This is a genomic window from Paenibacillus sp. FSL H7-0326 (assembly GCF_001955535.1).
GTDB lineage: Bacteria > Bacillota > Bacilli > Paenibacillales > Paenibacillaceae > Paenibacillus > Paenibacillus shunpengii.
On the sequence record NZ_MPVN01000007.1, the window covers coordinates 73,140 to 90,145 of the forward strand.

The window sequence follows — 17,006 nt, forward strand, 5'->3', positions numbered from 1 at the left end:
AGGATGAGCCTTATGTCAAACCGGGTACAACACACACATCAGGTCCAATTGCCGCGTATCCATATTGTCGGCGATATCGTCAAGAAGCCCGGTACCGCTCTCGGTCCAAGACGGATAGATGATTATGAGCTGCTGTTCTTCCCGGACAGCACTCATAGTGTCTATCGGGTAGAAGACCGCGCTTATGTGCTGAAGGAGCCGAGCTTTGTTCTGACCAGACCAGGCGAACTGCATTCCTATGAATATGATCCGAACCAGCCTGCGAGGCACTTATTCATTCATTTTGGATTCGCCGATCCATCTGAAATTGAACAGATCCTGCCCTTTTTTGCTCTTGGAGGACCAAGCTGTGTTCCACTGAGTGAAGAGCTGCATATTGGATTAATGAAGCAAATTATGCATATCGCATATGCCTATCCCGGCAAACTTCAGACGCGTGGCAGCTCCTTGCTATGGTCTTTACTGATGGAGATCGATGGATACCTATATGACGAGCCGATGATGAAGCTTGCCAATCGGGTGCCGCGTCAGATCGTCAAGGCGCTGGATTATATAGATCAGCATTTGAATGAGCCTATTTCAATAGAACAGCTGTCACATCAGGTCGGCTGGTCACATGAACATTTTACTAGATCCTTTGTACAGTTTATTGGCCGCTCACCGAGAGAAACCATTATTCACAGACGTATTGATCGAGCCTGTCAGCTCCTTCTGTATGAAGCTGGGAGTATTAAGGAGGTTGCTTTTGCCGTAGGGTTTACGGATGAGAATTATTTCAGCCGCCTGTTTAAGTCGGTGAAAGGTCTCACAGCCAGTCAATACCGCAAGAAGTACTTCAATCCGGTCTATCGTGATCTCGTTCCTGTCAAAGTGTCTGAATCGCAGTATCCGATTAATCGAATTTTATATAACATTGGATCTCATTAGAGATAGAGCATATACGAATATATCAAGTAGGTGAATTTAAGTATGAATAAAAGTGTCCGAGTTGGTATTATCGGATATGGTTTTGCAGCCAAAACCTTTCATGCTCCAGTCATATCATCTGTTGAAGGACTAGAGCTTGCAGCGATTGTTCAGCGAAGCGGTAATTCCTGCCTGAACGACTACCCATCAATTCAGGTCATGCGGAAGGCCGACGAGCTCTATCGTAATCCTGACATTGATCTGGTTGTCATTACGACACCGAGCACGAATCATTATTCATTTGCCAAGGATGCGCTTATGGCCGGCAAGCATGTTGTCGTGGAGAAGCCCTTCACGACAACAACCGAGGAAGCCGATGAATTGATCTCCATCGCGCAGGAAAAAGGGCTTGTGCTCAGCGTATTCCATAATCGCAGATGGGATGGAGATTATCTAACGCTGCAAGAAGTAGTTCAGCGGAAGCTGGTCGGTCCTATAACAGAAGCGGAGTTCATATGGGACCGTTACAGTCCGCTCGCACATCCAGGACGATGGCGGGATGCTGGAGGGGAAGGCTCGGGCACATTCTATGATCTCGGTGTCCATCTGATTGATCAGGCACTGACTTTGTTTGGATTGCCCAACAGTATTCAAGCCGACTTGAAGGTGCAGCGAGAAGGGGCTCAGGCATCCGACTATTTTGATGTTACGCTTCATTATGACAGCGGACTGTCGGTGAGATTGAAGTCAACCTTGCTCTCGGTAGAACCAGCCCCGAGATATCGCTTGTATGGCAAGAACGGGTCTTATATCAAATATGGCGAAGATCCACAAGAGGATGCACTCAAAGCTGGCGGAGTACCAGGGACACCGCATTGGGGAGAAGAACCGGACGATAAGTGGGGAACTTTAAACACAACGTTAGATGGGCTTCATTTCACTGGACGGATGAAGACCATCCCTGGCAGCTATGATTCCTATTATCGCAACGTCTATGAAGCCATCACTGGTATGAGTGAACTTACGGTTAAGGCTGAGCAGGCAAGAATGGCTATTCGTGTTATTGAGCTGGGGATGCAAAGTCATGCCGATCAGAGAAGGATACCGTTTACTCCATAACCCTAAGCTAAACCTTAACTACATACGGAAAGAAGGAGATTATGTTGCTGCCTTTTAAATTATGCTTGAATACATCCACACTCCTGCCGTATCGGCTCGGTGTAAGGGAACAGATCCGAATCGCAGCTGAAGCGGGATATCAGGGGATTGAGCTGTGGGTTAAAGATATTGATGCCTATCTTGAAGCAGGTGGACACTTATCCGAACTGCGAAGCGAGCTGGATGCCCACGGCCTTGAATTCGCGAATGCCATTGCATTCTGGAGCTGGGCAGACACCAATCCAGAGGAGCGGAGACGAGGATTCGAACTGGCGGAAAAAGAACTGCACATCCTTGCAGAGCTTGGCTGTACTGCTGCGGCAGCTCCACCTTACGGCAACGTGAGTGATGTGGAACTTGATAACTTTGCCTCTTCATTTGCAAAACTGGCAGAGTTAGCGAGGGGAATCGGAGTCGAGCCTTATCTGGAATTTTGGGGTAAGGCTAAGCGGCTCAATTGTGTTAAAGATGCACAGTATGTTATACAAGCGAGCGGTGTTGCCGGAGCTAAAGTGTTATTAGACCCGTTTCATATGTATACGGGAGGCAGTAATTTAGAAGATCTTGCGGACTGGACGGGTGATCAGATTGGCATTGTACATGTGAATGATTATCCTGAAGTCCCTTTGAAGGAGCATATCGAGGATGCGGACCGAGTGTTCCCAGGTGACGGAATTGCTCCATCTCGACAGCTCGCTGCTCTGTTACACAAATCCGGTTATAAGGGCTACTTATCTCTAGAGCTGTTTATGGCAGATTATGGAGCATTAACCGCTCTTGAAACAGCTAAGCTTGGGACCCAGAAAATAAAGAAAGCATATGGAATCTAATAAGAACATCCTGCCAGCTGGCAGGCTCACTTTGTTTGCGATTACCTGGCCGATCTTTGTCGAGTCGGCTCTGCAGATGCTGCTCCGTACATCCGATACCTTCATGCTCAGCAGAGTTTCTGATGATGCGGTAGCCGCTGTTGGCGTGGCGAATCAAATTATCATGTTTGCAGTGCTGATGTTTAATTTTGTTGCACTCGGCTCTGCTGTTGTGATTTCGCAGTATTTGGGGGCCGGCAAAAAGTCAGAGATTGGCAGACTTGCAGGATCTTCGCTTGCGCTCAATTTTCTTTTTGGGATTGTCGTCAGTATCGCTGTAGTTGTGTTTAGTGGTCCGTTACTCCGCTTGTTTAATCTGGATCCGGTCTTGTTCGATCAGGCACAGAGCTATTTAATGATTGCTGGAGGAGGACTGGTTATACAGGCTCTTCTGAGTGCAGCAACAGCGATGATCCAGTCCCATGGCTTAACCCGACAAACGATGGTTGTATCGATCTTCATGAATATTATAAATATATGCGGTAATTACCTAGTCATCTTTGGACCTTTTGGCTTTCCTAAGCTGGGCATTGTCGGGGTAGCTATCAGCACAATTATTGCGCAATGTGCTGGCCTTATCATTAATCTAATCCTGCTTCGGAGAACGGCGGAAGTTCGTATACAATGGATGGATATGCTGCATTGGCGCAGAGATCATATGGAGAAGGTGCTGCGTGTAGGAGTTCCCTCTTCTGCGGTATCCTTGTCTTATTCCACCAATCAGTTTGTGACAACAGCGTTTATTTCAATGCTGGGTGCAAGTGCGCTGACAACGAAGATTTACACTCAGAACATTATGTTTTTTGTGATGATCCTGGCCGTTTCACTGGGCAGAGGGGGTCAGATCATTGTTGGTCAGCTGGTTGGAGCTGGGAAGCACGAAGCCACCTACAGCACCGTACTCCGTAATTTAATTCGAAGTCAGTTCATCACCTTAGGTGCCGTATCTATCCTTGTCTTATTTCGGGAACCCCTGATCCGGCTGTTCACAACAGATCCAGATATTATTGCGATGGGAGCTTCCCTGTTGCTGCTCAGTTTTCTGCTGGAGCCTGGCCGTAATTTCAATGTTATATTGGAGCGAGCCCTTCAAGCCACAGGTGATGCCAAAGCAGCCATGCTGGTGTCGATTCTGGTGACCTGGTGCTTCAGTGTCCCGCTCACTTATATACTAGGCATTCATTTAGGTTACGGATTGTATGGGATTTGGGCGGCATTTATTGCAGATGAATGGATGAGAGGCATTCTGCTGTTTATTCGCTGGAAGAGCAAGGCTTGGCAGCAAAAAACGTTGGTTCATACGGATCGCAATAGTCAAGCACTGTAAATATACATTTTAAATGAAGAATGGTGAAATACTATGTACGTAGTATTGGAAGGAAGAGGAAAAGTTTGCTCCTCTTCTTTTTTTAATTGATGAGGTGACACTCTAAAATCGTTTGACAAGCTCTTGAATTCGCAGTAGGATGATTCCAACTGTATATTGTAAAGGAGAATACCATCATGACTATTCCAAAAACATTAACGATAGCTGGTTCAGATACAAGCGGAGGTGCTGGCATTCAAGCGGATCTCAAGACTTTCCAGGAGCTCGGCGTCTACGGTATGACGGTTCTCACAACTGTTGTTGCGATGAAGCCTGATACGTGGGATCACCTTGTATATCCTGTAGACCTTGGTATCGTAGAGGCACAGCTTCGTACTGTTCTTGACGGAATTGGATTTGACGCTATGAAGACTGGCATGCTGGGCTCAGTTGAAATTATTGAGCTTGTTGCTTCGGAACTGAAGCGTAGTGAGCATAAAGGAATCGTAATCGATCCTGTAATGGTGTGCAAAGGTACTGACGAAGTGCTTCAACCGGAAAATACCGAGGCGATGCTGAAATATCTTATCCCTGGAGCAGATCTGGTTACGCCTAATTTATTTGAAGCTTCCCAGCTGGCGAAGACAGGACCCCTTCGTTCTCGTGAGCAGATGCAGCAGGCAGCTGCCATCATTTATGAACATGGAGCGAAGAATGTCCTCATCAAAGATCGGGGCGTCATTGAACCTGGACGAGCAGTAGATCTGCTATATGATGGCAAGAGCTTTGAATGGCAGGAAGCCGATGTCGTACAAACTAACTATACACATGGTGCGGGATGTACAACTTCTGCGGCGATTACTGCCGGTATTGCGAAGGGCTTGTCTGTAAAAGATGCAGTTCGTGAAGGGAAGTCCTTCATTACCAAAGCGATTGCAGGCGGTTTCCCGCTGAACCGGTTTGTAGGACCTACACTGCACGCAGCTCACAGACTTCAAGAATCGGTTAAATAGCATTAGACATATTTCATGTTAGTATACAAATTGAGGGGTTCGGTGAAGAAGTTCGGCATAGCAGAAGTTTGAAATTCACGGACTTTGTTATGACTGGAAAAGAGTAAAAGATCAATTGAAGCAAACAGAAATAAGCATTTTTTAGTGTTTATTTGGTTTGTCCATTTGATTATTTACTCTACGGACGTATTCTCTATGGTTAACCGCAGAGTAGAGCTCTGCGGTTTCTTTGTGTTGATCTATTTATAAGGAGGATGTTTTATGAAACGATTATTAAACCAGCTGCATGTACCTTTACAATTTGAACGGACCGATCATACTTTTTGGCAAGAGCCCCATATTGCTGATCAATTGTTAGAAGCTCATCTAAACTCTGATGCTGAAGGAGCCAGTAGAAGCTTTGAATTTATCGATAAATCTATTGATTTTATTCAACTAGCTGCTCTCCAGAAACCTTATCAAAAAGTCTTAGATTTAGGCTGTGGCCCGGGTCTATATTGTGAGCGATTGGCGAAAAAGGGTTATACAGTAACAGGAATCGACTTCTCGGAGAACTCAATTCGTTATGCCAAAGAACAAGCAATTAAACAAGGTTTGGACATTGAATATCGCTGCGGGAACTATATGGACTTAAATGAATCAAATAGGTATGATTTGGCCCTATTGATATATTGTGATTATGGTGCTCTTGCGCCAGCAGATCGCAGTAAATTGCTTTTTAACATTTGGAACAGTTTGAAGAATGGTGGAATGCTATTATTAGATGTGTTCTCTCAGTATAAATTTGATCAGTTCAAGGAAGAACAATATTGGAGTTTGCATGAGAACGGTGGTTTTTGGTCTCGGGATTCCTATGCAGCTATCGTTAGAAATCTCAAATATCCGAATCGAGTAACATTAGAGCAAACGACAGTGGTTACTGAGGAAAAAATAGCAACCTATAACATCTGGCATCAATTCTTTACAGCAGAATCATTGATTGAAGAGGTAAGTGCTGCAGGGTTTATTGTAAAAGGAATTTACAATGATGTATCGGGTGAAGCTGGCACTGAAGAGAGTCAAACGATCGCCATTTGGTTAGAAAAACAAAAATAAATGTGAACAGAAAGAAGCTACACATTGTTAATGCTGTCCAAGTGTGTAGCTTCTCTTTCCGGATTAGAACATGCTCCAGTTCATCTGCTTGGATACGATCTCAAGCAAATGAACTCCTGCCTGGCTGTTCCCCTTATCATTCAGCGAAGGACCAATAACGCCGATTCCGTATCGACCAGGAACAAGTGACAAGATCCCACCGGATACACCGCTTTTGGCAGGCAAACCAACATCAATGGCAAATTCGCCAGAAGCATTGTACATGCCGCATGTTGTCATGAATGTCTTCGCAATCTGTACATATCTCTTAGGCAGCAGTCTATTCCCCGTAAGTGGATCCATGCCATCAAAGGCAAGAATTAACCCCATTCGCGCCAAGTCCGCACACTGAACCAGGATGGAGCAGTGCCTGAAATAAATGTCCAGTACCTCATCCACGTCTCCAATCAGCACTTGATTCCCCTTAAGAAAGTAGGCAATCGAACGATTTAGATCGCCGCTTTCCAGCTCTGAATTGAAAACATCGATATCATAAGCAAGTTCATCTTTTCCGGTCAAGCTATGGAATAAGTTTAAAATTCGCTGCGATTTCTCCTCCATGTTTCTGCCATGAATGAGAGAAGTAACTGTAATCGCACCTGCATTGATAAAAGGATTGAAGGGAATACCTGGACGCACAAGCTCAAGCTTCAGCATGGAATTGAAATTGTCTCCTGTGGGCTCCATGCCAACACGTTTGAACACTTCATCCTCGCCATTATCCATGAGTGCGAGAATGAGCGTAAACACTTTTGAGATGCTCTGCATGGTAAACACCTGGGAACAATCTCCTGCAGATACGGATTCGCCGTCAGGTGCAAGGATGGTGATGCCGAGTGCATCGTGTGGAGCTTTGGAAAGCTCGGGAATATAAGAGGCAACTTTTCCATTCACGGAACAGGGGATACTGGCTTCCACCCAGCTCGGTAATGACTGCCGCAAGGTACCTAGTTCTTTTTTATCGGACATTCAAAATCTCTCCTTTACACGGCTATCCATTATTTTCTCTGTATAAGAAAACATCTAATTTCTTAATATCTTAGTTTACCTTATTTGAAGTTCTGGGGGAACAAAATAGCAAGCAAGAATCCGATCATTTGATTGAATTTGACTGAAGTTAGTATTACCTTGCATAGAGGATTTAGTAAAATTTTGTATAATATTGATACAAATAGAAGAGGAGGGGACGTAATGAACAGTAGACATGAGGTATTATTTGAACAGTTGAATACATATCGAATGGAGCTGCTACACCTTGTGCAGGACGTTACCGCAGAAGAAGCAGAGATTATACCTGCGGGGTTCAACAACAATATTAGATGGAATCTGGGGCATATCATTCTAGATCAGTATTTATGGATACGTGTTCTTACTAAGGAAGAACTGGCAGTATCAAGTGCATTTAATGAGTGGTTCGGTTATGGAACCAGTCCGGCCCAGTTCACAGAAGATACCCCATCCTTGCCTGAGCTGGCCGCTCTATTGAAGGCACAACCAGGCTTTATTCGGGAGACATACAAGGATCGAATGGAAGAAGAGTTTGCTCCTACAGAGATGGGAATGCACACAATTGAGCAAGTGCTCATCCGAACTATTTTTCATGAAGGACTTCATATGGGTGCGATTACAGCATTAAAGAGACAAATCAGAAATAAATAATTCATGTCTGTCGTTTGACAAATGCTTTCGACTAATGTATCAATAAAATGAATTAGAAAGTAAGATTTTAGCCAATAGCAGGAGGATCTATGACGAAGCCCGTAGTAGCAGTAGACATGGACGATACGATATGTCATTTCATCAGAAGAGCAATATTTCATAATAACAATGATTTTCCGACACATCCATTACGGTATGAAGACATGATCGACTGGAACACGGATCACCTGCGTCATCCAGACAGTACGCGTGATGTATTCTTTAACCGGCCGCGAATTTACGAAGAGCTGGAGCTATTTGATGAGCATGTTGTAGCTGAGATGGAGAAGCTTAATGAAGCATATGATCTGATTATCGTTACGGCGGGAGACCCTTCATCGGCAGCGGAGAAGTGGAACTGGCTTCAGAAGCATATGCCGTTTATTTCTTTACAGCAGCTGTTTGTGTGTAAAAGGAAATCTCTGATCGAATATGATCTTCTCATCGATGATGGTATGCATAATCTATTGCCCGCCATAGAGCGAGGGAAGAAGGTTCTCTGTATCCCTCATCCATGGAATTTAAAGGCACTGGAGCAATACAAAGTACCTGTGATGGAATCATGGGAAGGTGCAAAAGAAAGAATTGATGCAATCTTCAATATGGAGCAATCATGAAACTATCACGATTGAATGATGGATTTGAAAAAGCCTGACACGTCAGGCTTTTTTCTATAGGTCGCATCTCTGTCGAAACAGAGGCTTGACCAAACAGACATGCTCCTGAAAATCTTAAACGACAAAAATGTAGATAAATATATGTCGTTTACTTATTGGTACTATGCTGCTTGGATGGGAGCTTATCGCCAGGCGTGCCTTTGCCATTATTTTTGTTATGGCGTTGTTTCTCGGCATTTTCGTTTAATTTCTTCACATATTCATGAGTGCTTTCCATGATTTGTTGCCTCCTCTTAATTAAGTTCTTCTTCGTTCGTTTACCTTGCTTAATATAACCACGCACTGCTCAATATATTTCATGATTCGACCTAATCCACTCCATTTGTTTGTCGTTTGTTTTTGTGGCTTTTCGACAACTTTAAATCAACTTATTTGACGAATGAATGATCCACTCCTGTGGAGTCATACGTAATCATGTATTCGACAATTTATCCTTCTCTCTGCTGTTAGCTATAGCTACAGGCTATAACCAGATATAGTTTATTACAGTTACACTATAACCTTTGATCCGTGATATCTTTTGTTTAACAATTTTCCAGATAGGAGTGTTAAGAAATGGTTAAGAGCAGCATATTAGGATATCCACGAATTGGGGCACAGAGAGAATGGAAAAAAGCACTGGAGGCTTATTGGGCAGGCAAGCTTGAAGAAGCCGCGTTTCATGAACAATTGCGAGAGATTCGCTTAAGTCATTTAAGCAAACAAAAAGAACAAGGAATCGATCTGATCCCTGTTGGTGACTTCAGCTACTACGATCAAGTGCTGGATACGGCTGCAATGTTCGGTATCGTACCACAGCGCTTTACATATGATGGCGGCGCTGTACCCCTCTCCGTGTATTATGGGATTGCTCGCGGAACCAAAGAGGCCACAGCAAGTGAAATGACAAAATGGTTCAATACGAATTATCACTATATTGTTCCTGAATTGGACGGAGCAGCTCCAGCACTTACAGAAAATAAACCTCTCATTGCCTACAAAGAGGCGAAGGAGGCACTCGGTATTGAAGGTAAACCGGTCATCATTGGACCGCTGACCTTCCTGAAGCTGTCCAAAGGCTACAAGGAAGGAGAGCTGGATCAATGGATCGAGCAGCTCCTCCCGCTATATAGTCAAATCCTTAAGGAATTGTCGAATGAAGGTGTGGAATGGGTGCAGGTTGATGAACCGATCCTTGTGACGAAGCTGGATTCACAGGACATCCAGCGGCTGCAAAAGATCTACAGTACCTTTGCAGCTGCAGCACCTAAGCTCCAAATTATGCTTCAAACCTATTTTGAATCCGTTGAGAACTATGAGGATATCATTCAGCTGCCGGTACAAGGGATCGGACTTGATCTGGTTCATGGATATTCAGGCAATGTAAGGTCGCTTGAGAAACATGGATTCCCTCAAGACAAAGTGCTTGGAGCTGGTATTATCGATGGACGCGGGATTTGGAAAGCCTCATTGCGTGACAAGCTCGCACAGCTGCAAGATATCAGCAAATGGGTATCTGAGGATCGTCTCATTGTTCAATCTTCCTGCAGCCTGCTTCATGTACCTGTATCTCTAGCAAGCGAAACAGCTCTCGCCCCCGAACTGAAAGGCGCATTGGCCTTTGCCGACGAGAAGCTGAAGGAGCTGGTTCTTCTGACCAAGGGGATCAATCAAGGAAGCGAGGCAATCCAAGCAGAGCTTGCCGATTGTGATGCGTCTCTAAGTGCGCTGGAACAGTCACCAGATCGCAAGCGTAACGATATTCGTGAGCAGGTCGCAGCCATTAGCTCCGTCAATCCAGAGAGAAGTCAGCCATTCTCGGAACGTCACCTGCTTCAACAGGATAAATGGAATTTACCGCTGCTTCCTACAACCACGATTGGCAGCTTCCCGCAATCGGCTGAGGTACGCAAAGCGCGCAGCCTCTGGCGTAAGGGTGAATGGAGCGACAACAAATACGAAGGCTTCATCAAGGAGCAGATCGATACATGGATCGATCTGCAGGAAGAGATTGGACTGGACGTGCTTGTACACGGAGAGTTCGAACGGACAGACATGGTTGAATTTTTCGGTGAGAAGCTTGGCGGATTTGCCTTCACTCAGAACGGCTGGGTACAGTCCTATGGCTCTCGCTGCGTGAAGCCGCCTGTCATCTTCGGGGACATTCGATTTGAAGAACCGATGACGGTCAAAGAAACGAAATATGCCCAATCCAAAACTTCACGTCCTGTTAAGGGGATGTTGACAGGTCCGATCACTATTATGAATTGGTCATTTGTGAGAGATGACATTTCAAGAGAGCAGATCGCCTATCAACTTGCTTACGCACTCAGACAAGAGGTTGAAGCGCTTGAACTGGCGGGCATTGGAATGATTCAAGTCGATGAGCCTGCAGTTCGTGAAGGACTTCCTTTAAAAGAAGAAGAGCAGGCAGAATACTTGGCTTGGTCAGTGAAGGCTTTCCGCTTGACTACAAGCACGGTGAAGGACTCCACCCAAATCCATACCCATATGTGTTACTGCGAATTCCATGATATGATTGATTCAATTGAAGATATGGACGCAGATGTCATTTCGATCGAGACATCACGCAGTCACGGTGAGCTTATTCATAGCTTCGAGGATAATACTTACAAGCTGGGCATCGGACTTGGAGTCTACGATATTCACAGCCCGCGTGTTCCGAAGGTTGAAGAAATGACCTCTATGATTGACCGTGCTCTGCGCGTGCTGGATCCTAAATTATTCTGGATCAATCCCGATTGCGGTTTGAAAACAAGAGGAGCCGAAGAAACGGTACAATCACTGAAGCATATGGTTGAAGCGACCAAAGCAGCTCGGGAAAAATATGCGGTTTCCATCAAATAACAAATCGTGATCCTTATTTCGCAACTTTTTCGCAGTATTAAGAACCTGGCAGACCAGCCAGGTTCTTTTTTTGTCTTATTCCGTGAAGGATGTTAATTTATATCCATAGTATTCATTCTGAAGTTACTTACCAAATGAAGATTCGAACAATACATTTGTAACCCATCAGCTTGTAATACGTATAGGAACAAAGAGAATTGATGAAATCTATAATTAAACATATACAAATTAGGAAACTGAGGTTAGACAACAAAATGATTAAGCAATATACAGATCAATCCGAGACATGGTACCTGCAATCCGAACAGAAGGCGACGGCGTATTTTAAACTGCTACAGCAGCAAGTATGGGATAAGAGTTATGTATCTGCGCTGAAGGATGATTTCAAAGTGTGGAAGAACAAACATATTCATCGACGTTCGATATGGTCTTTTTTTTCGCAGGATAAACAGAAAATGGATGCCAGCAATTATCACAAATACCTATCTTACTTGAATATAACGGGTAGATTAGATGATTATCTAGATCGCAGTGTATCTTATTTTTACTTAAGGGATATGGGCAAATATCTGGATTCTCCGGATACCGAGCTGAAAGTGCAGCAGATGGTTACCATGATTAAACGTCATTTGATAGAACCTAAGCATAGTAATGAAAAGGGGAAGTCACAGCCGGATTTCGTAAGCTTGGCTTCTTTTTATCGGTGGGCTCAGAAGGAAAAGGTGGAGCCGGCAGCCATTTGGGTGATGAATAAGCTGAGCAGTGTCTCCTCCCACATCCCTGAGCAGATGAATGCGGAGCAGGCTCAGCGCAAGCTGATTAAGATCATATTTGGCGTTGTTATGCATGTCCTGGATGATATGGATGGCGATACACCGCCTACAGAACGGGCAAGGAGAATTGATGAGGCAATAAGACTCGGATATTCCTATGGCCTGACTTATCCTTATATTGACGATCTGCTCGATTCCGAAACGTTAAGCACCAAGGAGAAGGAGAGGTACGCTCATTTTATTCGAACGGCACTGCTTACCGGAAAAGTCCCTGCACTACATATTCAAGAATGGTCAGGAGATAATACAGCACTCATTGAATTTATTCATTCTGAGCTTAAGGAAGCATTTGAGTATATTAAAAATTATCAGCGCCCGGAGTCGATAAATACTTTTTTTGAACAATCCTATGTGTTCTTTGAGTCACAGGACATTGACCGTGTAAAAAGCCTTGAAAACACAAGCTACACCAATGAAGAGCTGTACCTTCCTGTCATTCTCAAATCCTCCTCCTCCCGGCTCATTGTGCGTTCCGTCATCAGTGCTCCTGAGGATGAAGGCTTTGATTATCGAACCTTTTACTATGGGATTTACAATCAGCTGGCGGATGATTTCGCGGATATGTTCGAAGACTTGGAGGATGGCGCGGTTACGCCCTATACGTACTATCTAACACACCGGGATCATAGAACAGATTTGGTTAACCCTTTTGAGTTATACTGGGCAGTGATCTCGAACCTGATTCACAATGTATACAAGTCTGATCCGAAGACGAGAGAAGTGATATTAGATCGGGCAATCAATGGTTTGAAGCGCTGCAAGAAGCGTGTCGGTCAACAAAGATACAACGAAATCATGCAGATTTTTTCTTCCGGGCATCCTGAGTTTAACCAGCTCATTCAGTACATGGTGGATAAAGCAGAAGACGTCGACTTCTTCGACAAATTGCTGCGAGATGAGATGCTGAACGTGATGAAGCATGATCAATCCGAGAAAGAAAAGTTTCTAGAGACGCTTAACTCAGCTCAGAACGAAATCAACCGTGTGCTTGAGATCACGAAGCCTGAAGGCATCTCTCCAATGAAGGAGCCGCTCATCGATGCTGCCAACTATAGTCTTGAAGGAGGAGGCAAACGTCTGCGCCCACTGCTAGCCTGGGTTATGGGAGTCAATGAATATGGTCTGGAATATTCGTCCCTTATCCCGCTCCTTCGATCGCTGGAGTATATGCATACGGCTTCCTTGATCTTCGATGATCTTCCATCACAGGATAATGCGGCTACCCGCAGAGGCCGGGCTACACTGCATGAGGTGCACAGCAGCGCTACTGCTGAGTTAACCGGGTTGTTTCTGATTCAAAAAGCGACGGAGGAACAAACCTCCCTGCATCAATTCGACCCAGCTTCGGTGCTCTCTCTGATCCAATACTCCTCCCAAAAGGCAGGGGAAATCTGTATGGGGCAAGCCATGGACCTGAATTCCAAGGGGAAGCCGCTGACACTTGCCGAGCTTGATATGATCTGTTTCTACAAAACAGGGATTGGATTCGAAGCCTCTCTCGTGATGCCGGCAATTCTTGCTAAGGCGAATGAAGCTGAAGTGAATTTGCTCAAAAAATACGCTTACCATGCAGGTATTGCCTTTCAGATTAAGGATGATCTGCTTGACGCCGAAGGGGATGTAGAGGCACTAGGAAAGCCGATCCAGCAGGATGTTGAGAATAATAACTCCACCTTTGTCACTGTGCTAGGTAAGGAAGGTGCGAGCAAGATGATGTGGGATCATTATTGTAACGCCATCGAAGCCCTGAATGAAATGTCGAGAAAAACCGATTTTCTTAAGCATTTGCTCGACTACATTATTAATCGGAACAATTAAACAGCAGGGTCGGCGAATAAACGCCGGCTCTTTTTTTATTATTCAAAATGATGCCTCATTCCTCGTGATTGTAATCACAAGGAATCCTCTTGGCTGATGATAATTTGAAGTAGATTCATTAGAAATTCATGATTCATTAGACACTTGAATTCACGCATAATATTGGAGCGATTCAGGAACTGACGGGAAAGCGGATCTTATCTTAATATGAGGAGTGTGGTGAAGTTGATTAGAACAAACCTGAAGTAATATCAAGAATATCAGCAAAATAACACTTTTGGATCTAAAGGACTTTCTCCAGGTTTTTTGGTAAACTTAGGATTAAGCATTAAAGCTGCGATTGCAGATCAATACGAGTTGTGAATGCGGATAAGTTTGGCTTTGCCGTAAACAATACAAAAGTGGAGTTTTCATTTTGATGAGAATATAGGAGACATGATGACAAATATGAATGCAAGTAAGGATGCAGGCTGGAACTTGGATCAGAGCTATTCCCGACTGCCGAATCTGCTATATAAACCTACAGAACCTTCTAAAGTTAAAGCTCCAAGCATTGTTATATTTAACAAACCGCTTGCGATGTCACTAGGATTGAATCCAGATTTGTTAAATAGTGATGAAGGAGCAGCCATTCTCGCAGGCAATATCCTCCCCGAAGGAGCTATTCCCATCGCTCAGGCGTATGCTGGACATCAATTTGGGCATTTCAACATGCTTGGGGACGGGCGCGCCATTCTGTTAGGTGAACAATTGACGCCAGACGGTGAGCGTTTAGACATTCAGCTTAAAGGAGCGGGAAGAACGCCTTTCTCCAGAGGTGGTGATGGAAGGGCAGCGCTCGGACCGATGCTTCGTGAATATATTATTAGTGAGGCGATGCATGGACTTGGAATAGCTACAACCCGCAGTCTGGGCGTTGTCTCAACCGGTGAACCCGTATATCGTGAGAGCGTGCTGCCTGGCGCTGTACTCACCCGTGTTGCAGATAGTCATCTTCGTGTTGGAACCTTTCAATTTGTGAGAAATTGGGGAAGTATCGAGGATCTAAGAGCACTCGCTGATTACACATTAATTAGGCATTTTGCTGATGTAGAGCAGGATGAAGGACGATATTTGAATCTCCTGAAGAAAGTGGTGGAACAACAAGCATCACTCATCGCAAAATGGCAGCTGGTCGGCTTTATTCATGGGGTCATGAATACCGACAATATGGCGCTGAGCGGAATCACGATCGATTATGGTCCGTGTGCCTTTATGGATACATACGACACGGCAACCGTATTCAGTTCCATCGATCGAGAGGGCCGCTATGCATATGGCAATCAGCCTCAGATCGGAGCATGGAACCTGGCACGTTTTGCTGAAACGCTGCTCCCCCTCCTGCACGACGATGAAGCTGCAGCCGTGAAGATGGCCGAAGAGACGTTATCGGAATATTTCAGCTTATTTCATCAGAACTGGTTGTCGGGTCTACGATCTAAGCTCGGTATATTTAATGAAGAACAGGAAGATGAAACATTAATAGCTGAACTGCTGGAAATGATGCAGGAGCATCAGGCGGATTATACGAATACCTTCCGTGCATTGACTTTGAATCAACTGGCTGGTCAAGTCATGTTTGATACGCAAGAGTATAAGGAATGGCATTCCAAATGGCAGAAGCGTCTAGAGCGGCAAGAAGAGAGCAAGGCTGAGTCGCAAGCTTTAATGAAGAGAAGCAATCCTGCCGTGATTCCTAGAAATCACAGAGTGGAGGAAGCGCTGGAAGCAGCTGTGGAGGATGAGGATCTGTCGGTGATGGAGCAGTTATTGGAGGTGCTGGCTGATCCGTATGCCTATTCCAAGGAACAAGAAGAATATGCCATACTGCCTCCGAAGGATTGTGCTTATCAAACCTTTTGCGGGACTTAATTCACGAATAGATTCAAAATGCCGATATATATAGAATCAATGAGGAGCATGCATTTCACCTAATTGGTAAATGTGTGCTTTTTTATGTCCTGATCGCGAGAGGATGGGTAAACAATGTTAATAGACAAGATCAGTGAGTTTGTTCTATTGGAGAGTATGGTGATGATTCGGACGCGGGATCATACATTCGGAGGACGTATTACATATATTGATGGAGATGTGTTTGAAATTGCACTAAATGATAACAAGAGGATCTCTCTCGGGGAATCCATAGGCATCACCATTTATGCAGAAGGATTGATTACCTTTGATACCTATCCTATCGGCTTTTATCGAAAACATATATTATGTATTCTTCCTCCGCCGGTTCAGAAAAGATTCTTCCAGCGTCGCAAAGAAGTACTGCTGCCGGTACATCAGCTAACTTGTATTATTGAAAGAGAACTTAAGTCAGCAGATGCTGGATCGCTGAGCAATGAAACAGACTCTATAGGTGAAGTGAAAAATTTGAGCATGAGCGAGATCTTGTTTGCCGCAGGATCCGTTCTTGGACTTCAAAGAAATGATCGGGTTACCCTTCATCTTGGAGAAGATCTGCAGCTTCAAGCCGTTGTTCAGCATATCAAGCATAGCGGAGAGCAGCCACTCTATCTCGCTGAACTGCAAGAAGTTACGAAATCTGCGAAACAGACACTCAAGTCCTTAATGATCGGTCAATTAGCGATACATAGAAATGCACAAATTGAATCGGAGCTTGAGGTGGTAGATCATGATAACAAATCAGACGAGATCAACTCTTACATATTTAACAATTATAGAGCAAATAAGAAATGATG

Annotated in this window: 14 protein-coding genes; 12 read left to right on the forward strand and 2 right to left on the reverse strand. The window is 44.5% G+C overall.

Annotation, left to right across the window (positions count from 1 at the left end; genetic code table 11):
- The first annotated feature begins 12 nt into the window (after positions 1-12).
- The 6 genes from BK126_RS25045 to BK126_RS25070 all read left to right on the forward strand — a co-directional run bounded on the left by BK126_RS25045 (position 13) and on the right by BK126_RS25070 (position 6,347).
- Positions 13-927, forward strand: coding sequence for an AraC family transcriptional regulator (locus BK126_RS25045; RefSeq protein WP_256209905.1), 915 nt, complete (start codon positions 13-15; stop codon positions 925-927).
- 42 nt (positions 928-969) lie between these two features.
- Entirely contained in the window at positions 970-2,025 is a 1,056-nt protein-coding gene (locus tag BK126_RS25050; RefSeq protein WP_076315231.1) for an oxidoreductase, read from the forward strand.
- A 41-nt stretch (positions 2,026-2,066) separates the two neighbouring features.
- A complete protein-coding gene (locus BK126_RS25055; RefSeq protein ID WP_076315232.1) occupies positions 2,067-2,894 on the forward strand; it encodes a sugar phosphate isomerase/epimerase family protein in 828 nt (275 codons plus the stop codon).
- On the forward strand, positions 2,884-4,260 hold the full coding sequence (locus BK126_RS25060; protein WP_076315233.1) for an MATE family efflux transporter: 1,377 nt from the start codon (positions 2,884-2,886) through the stop codon (positions 4,258-4,260). The genes BK126_RS25055 and BK126_RS25060 overlap by 11 nt, the downstream gene beginning before the upstream one ends.
- 176 nt (positions 4,261-4,436) lie before the next feature.
- On the forward strand, positions 4,437-5,252 hold the full coding sequence (gene thiD / locus BK126_RS25065; protein ID WP_076315234.1) for a bifunctional hydroxymethylpyrimidine kinase/phosphomethylpyrimidine kinase: 816 nt from the start codon (positions 4,437-4,439) through the stop codon (positions 5,250-5,252).
- Between the two features lie 261 nt (positions 5,253-5,513).
- Positions 5,514-6,347: a class I SAM-dependent methyltransferase gene (locus BK126_RS25070; protein WP_076315235.1), complete on the forward strand. Its 834-nt coding sequence runs from the start codon at positions 5,514-5,516 to the stop codon at positions 6,345-6,347.
- A 63-nt stretch (positions 6,348-6,410) separates the two neighbouring features.
- Here the strand turns inward: BK126_RS25070 and glsA are convergent, their stop codons facing one another.
- Positions 6,411-7,355, reverse strand: coding sequence for a glutaminase A (glsA, locus tag BK126_RS25075; protein WP_076315236.1), 945 nt, complete (start codon positions 7,353-7,355; stop codon positions 6,411-6,413).
- A gap of 222 nt (positions 7,356-7,577) precedes the next feature.
- On the opposite strand from glsA, the gene BK126_RS25080 reads away from it, so the two are divergent.
- Both BK126_RS25080 and BK126_RS25085 read left to right on the forward strand, forming a co-directional pair.
- Positions 7,578-8,045, forward strand: a complete 468-nt coding sequence (locus BK126_RS25080) for a DinB family protein (protein WP_076315237.1) — start codon at positions 7,578-7,580, stop codon at positions 8,043-8,045.
- 89 nt (positions 8,046-8,134) lie between these two features.
- Complete coding sequence (locus BK126_RS25085) at positions 8,135-8,701, forward strand: 5' nucleotidase, NT5C type (protein ID WP_076315238.1); 567 nt, start codon at positions 8,135-8,137, stop codon at positions 8,699-8,701.
- A gap of 148 nt (positions 8,702-8,849) precedes the next feature.
- Here BK126_RS25085 and BK126_RS25090 read toward each other — a convergent pair whose 3' ends face one another.
- On the reverse strand, positions 8,850-8,978 hold the full coding sequence (locus BK126_RS25090; protein ID WP_076315239.1) for a DUF4023 family protein: 129 nt from the start codon (positions 8,976-8,978) through the stop codon (positions 8,850-8,852).
- Positions 8,979-9,316: 338 nt separating this feature from the next.
- Between BK126_RS25090 and metE the strand changes: the two genes are divergently transcribed.
- From metE to BK126_RS25110, 4 genes are all read left to right on the forward strand, one after another.
- Entirely contained in the window at positions 9,317-11,608 is a 2,292-nt protein-coding gene (gene metE / locus BK126_RS25095; protein ID WP_076315240.1) for a 5-methyltetrahydropteroyltriglutamate--homocysteine S-methyltransferase, read from the forward strand.
- A 254-nt stretch (positions 11,609-11,862) separates the two neighbouring features.
- Positions 11,863-14,259, forward strand: coding sequence for a polyprenyl synthetase family protein (locus BK126_RS25100; protein WP_076315241.1), 2,397 nt, complete (start codon positions 11,863-11,865; stop codon positions 14,257-14,259).
- Positions 14,260-14,697: 438 nt separating this feature from the next.
- Positions 14,698-16,170, forward strand: coding sequence for a protein adenylyltransferase SelO (locus BK126_RS25105; RefSeq protein ID WP_076315242.1), 1,473 nt, complete (start codon positions 14,698-14,700; stop codon positions 16,168-16,170).
- A 114-nt stretch (positions 16,171-16,284) separates the two neighbouring features.
- Complete coding sequence (locus BK126_RS25110; protein WP_076315243.1) at positions 16,285-17,004, forward strand: hypothetical protein; 720 nt, start codon at positions 16,285-16,287, stop codon at positions 17,002-17,004.
- The last annotated feature ends 2 nt before the right edge of the window (positions 17,005-17,006 follow it).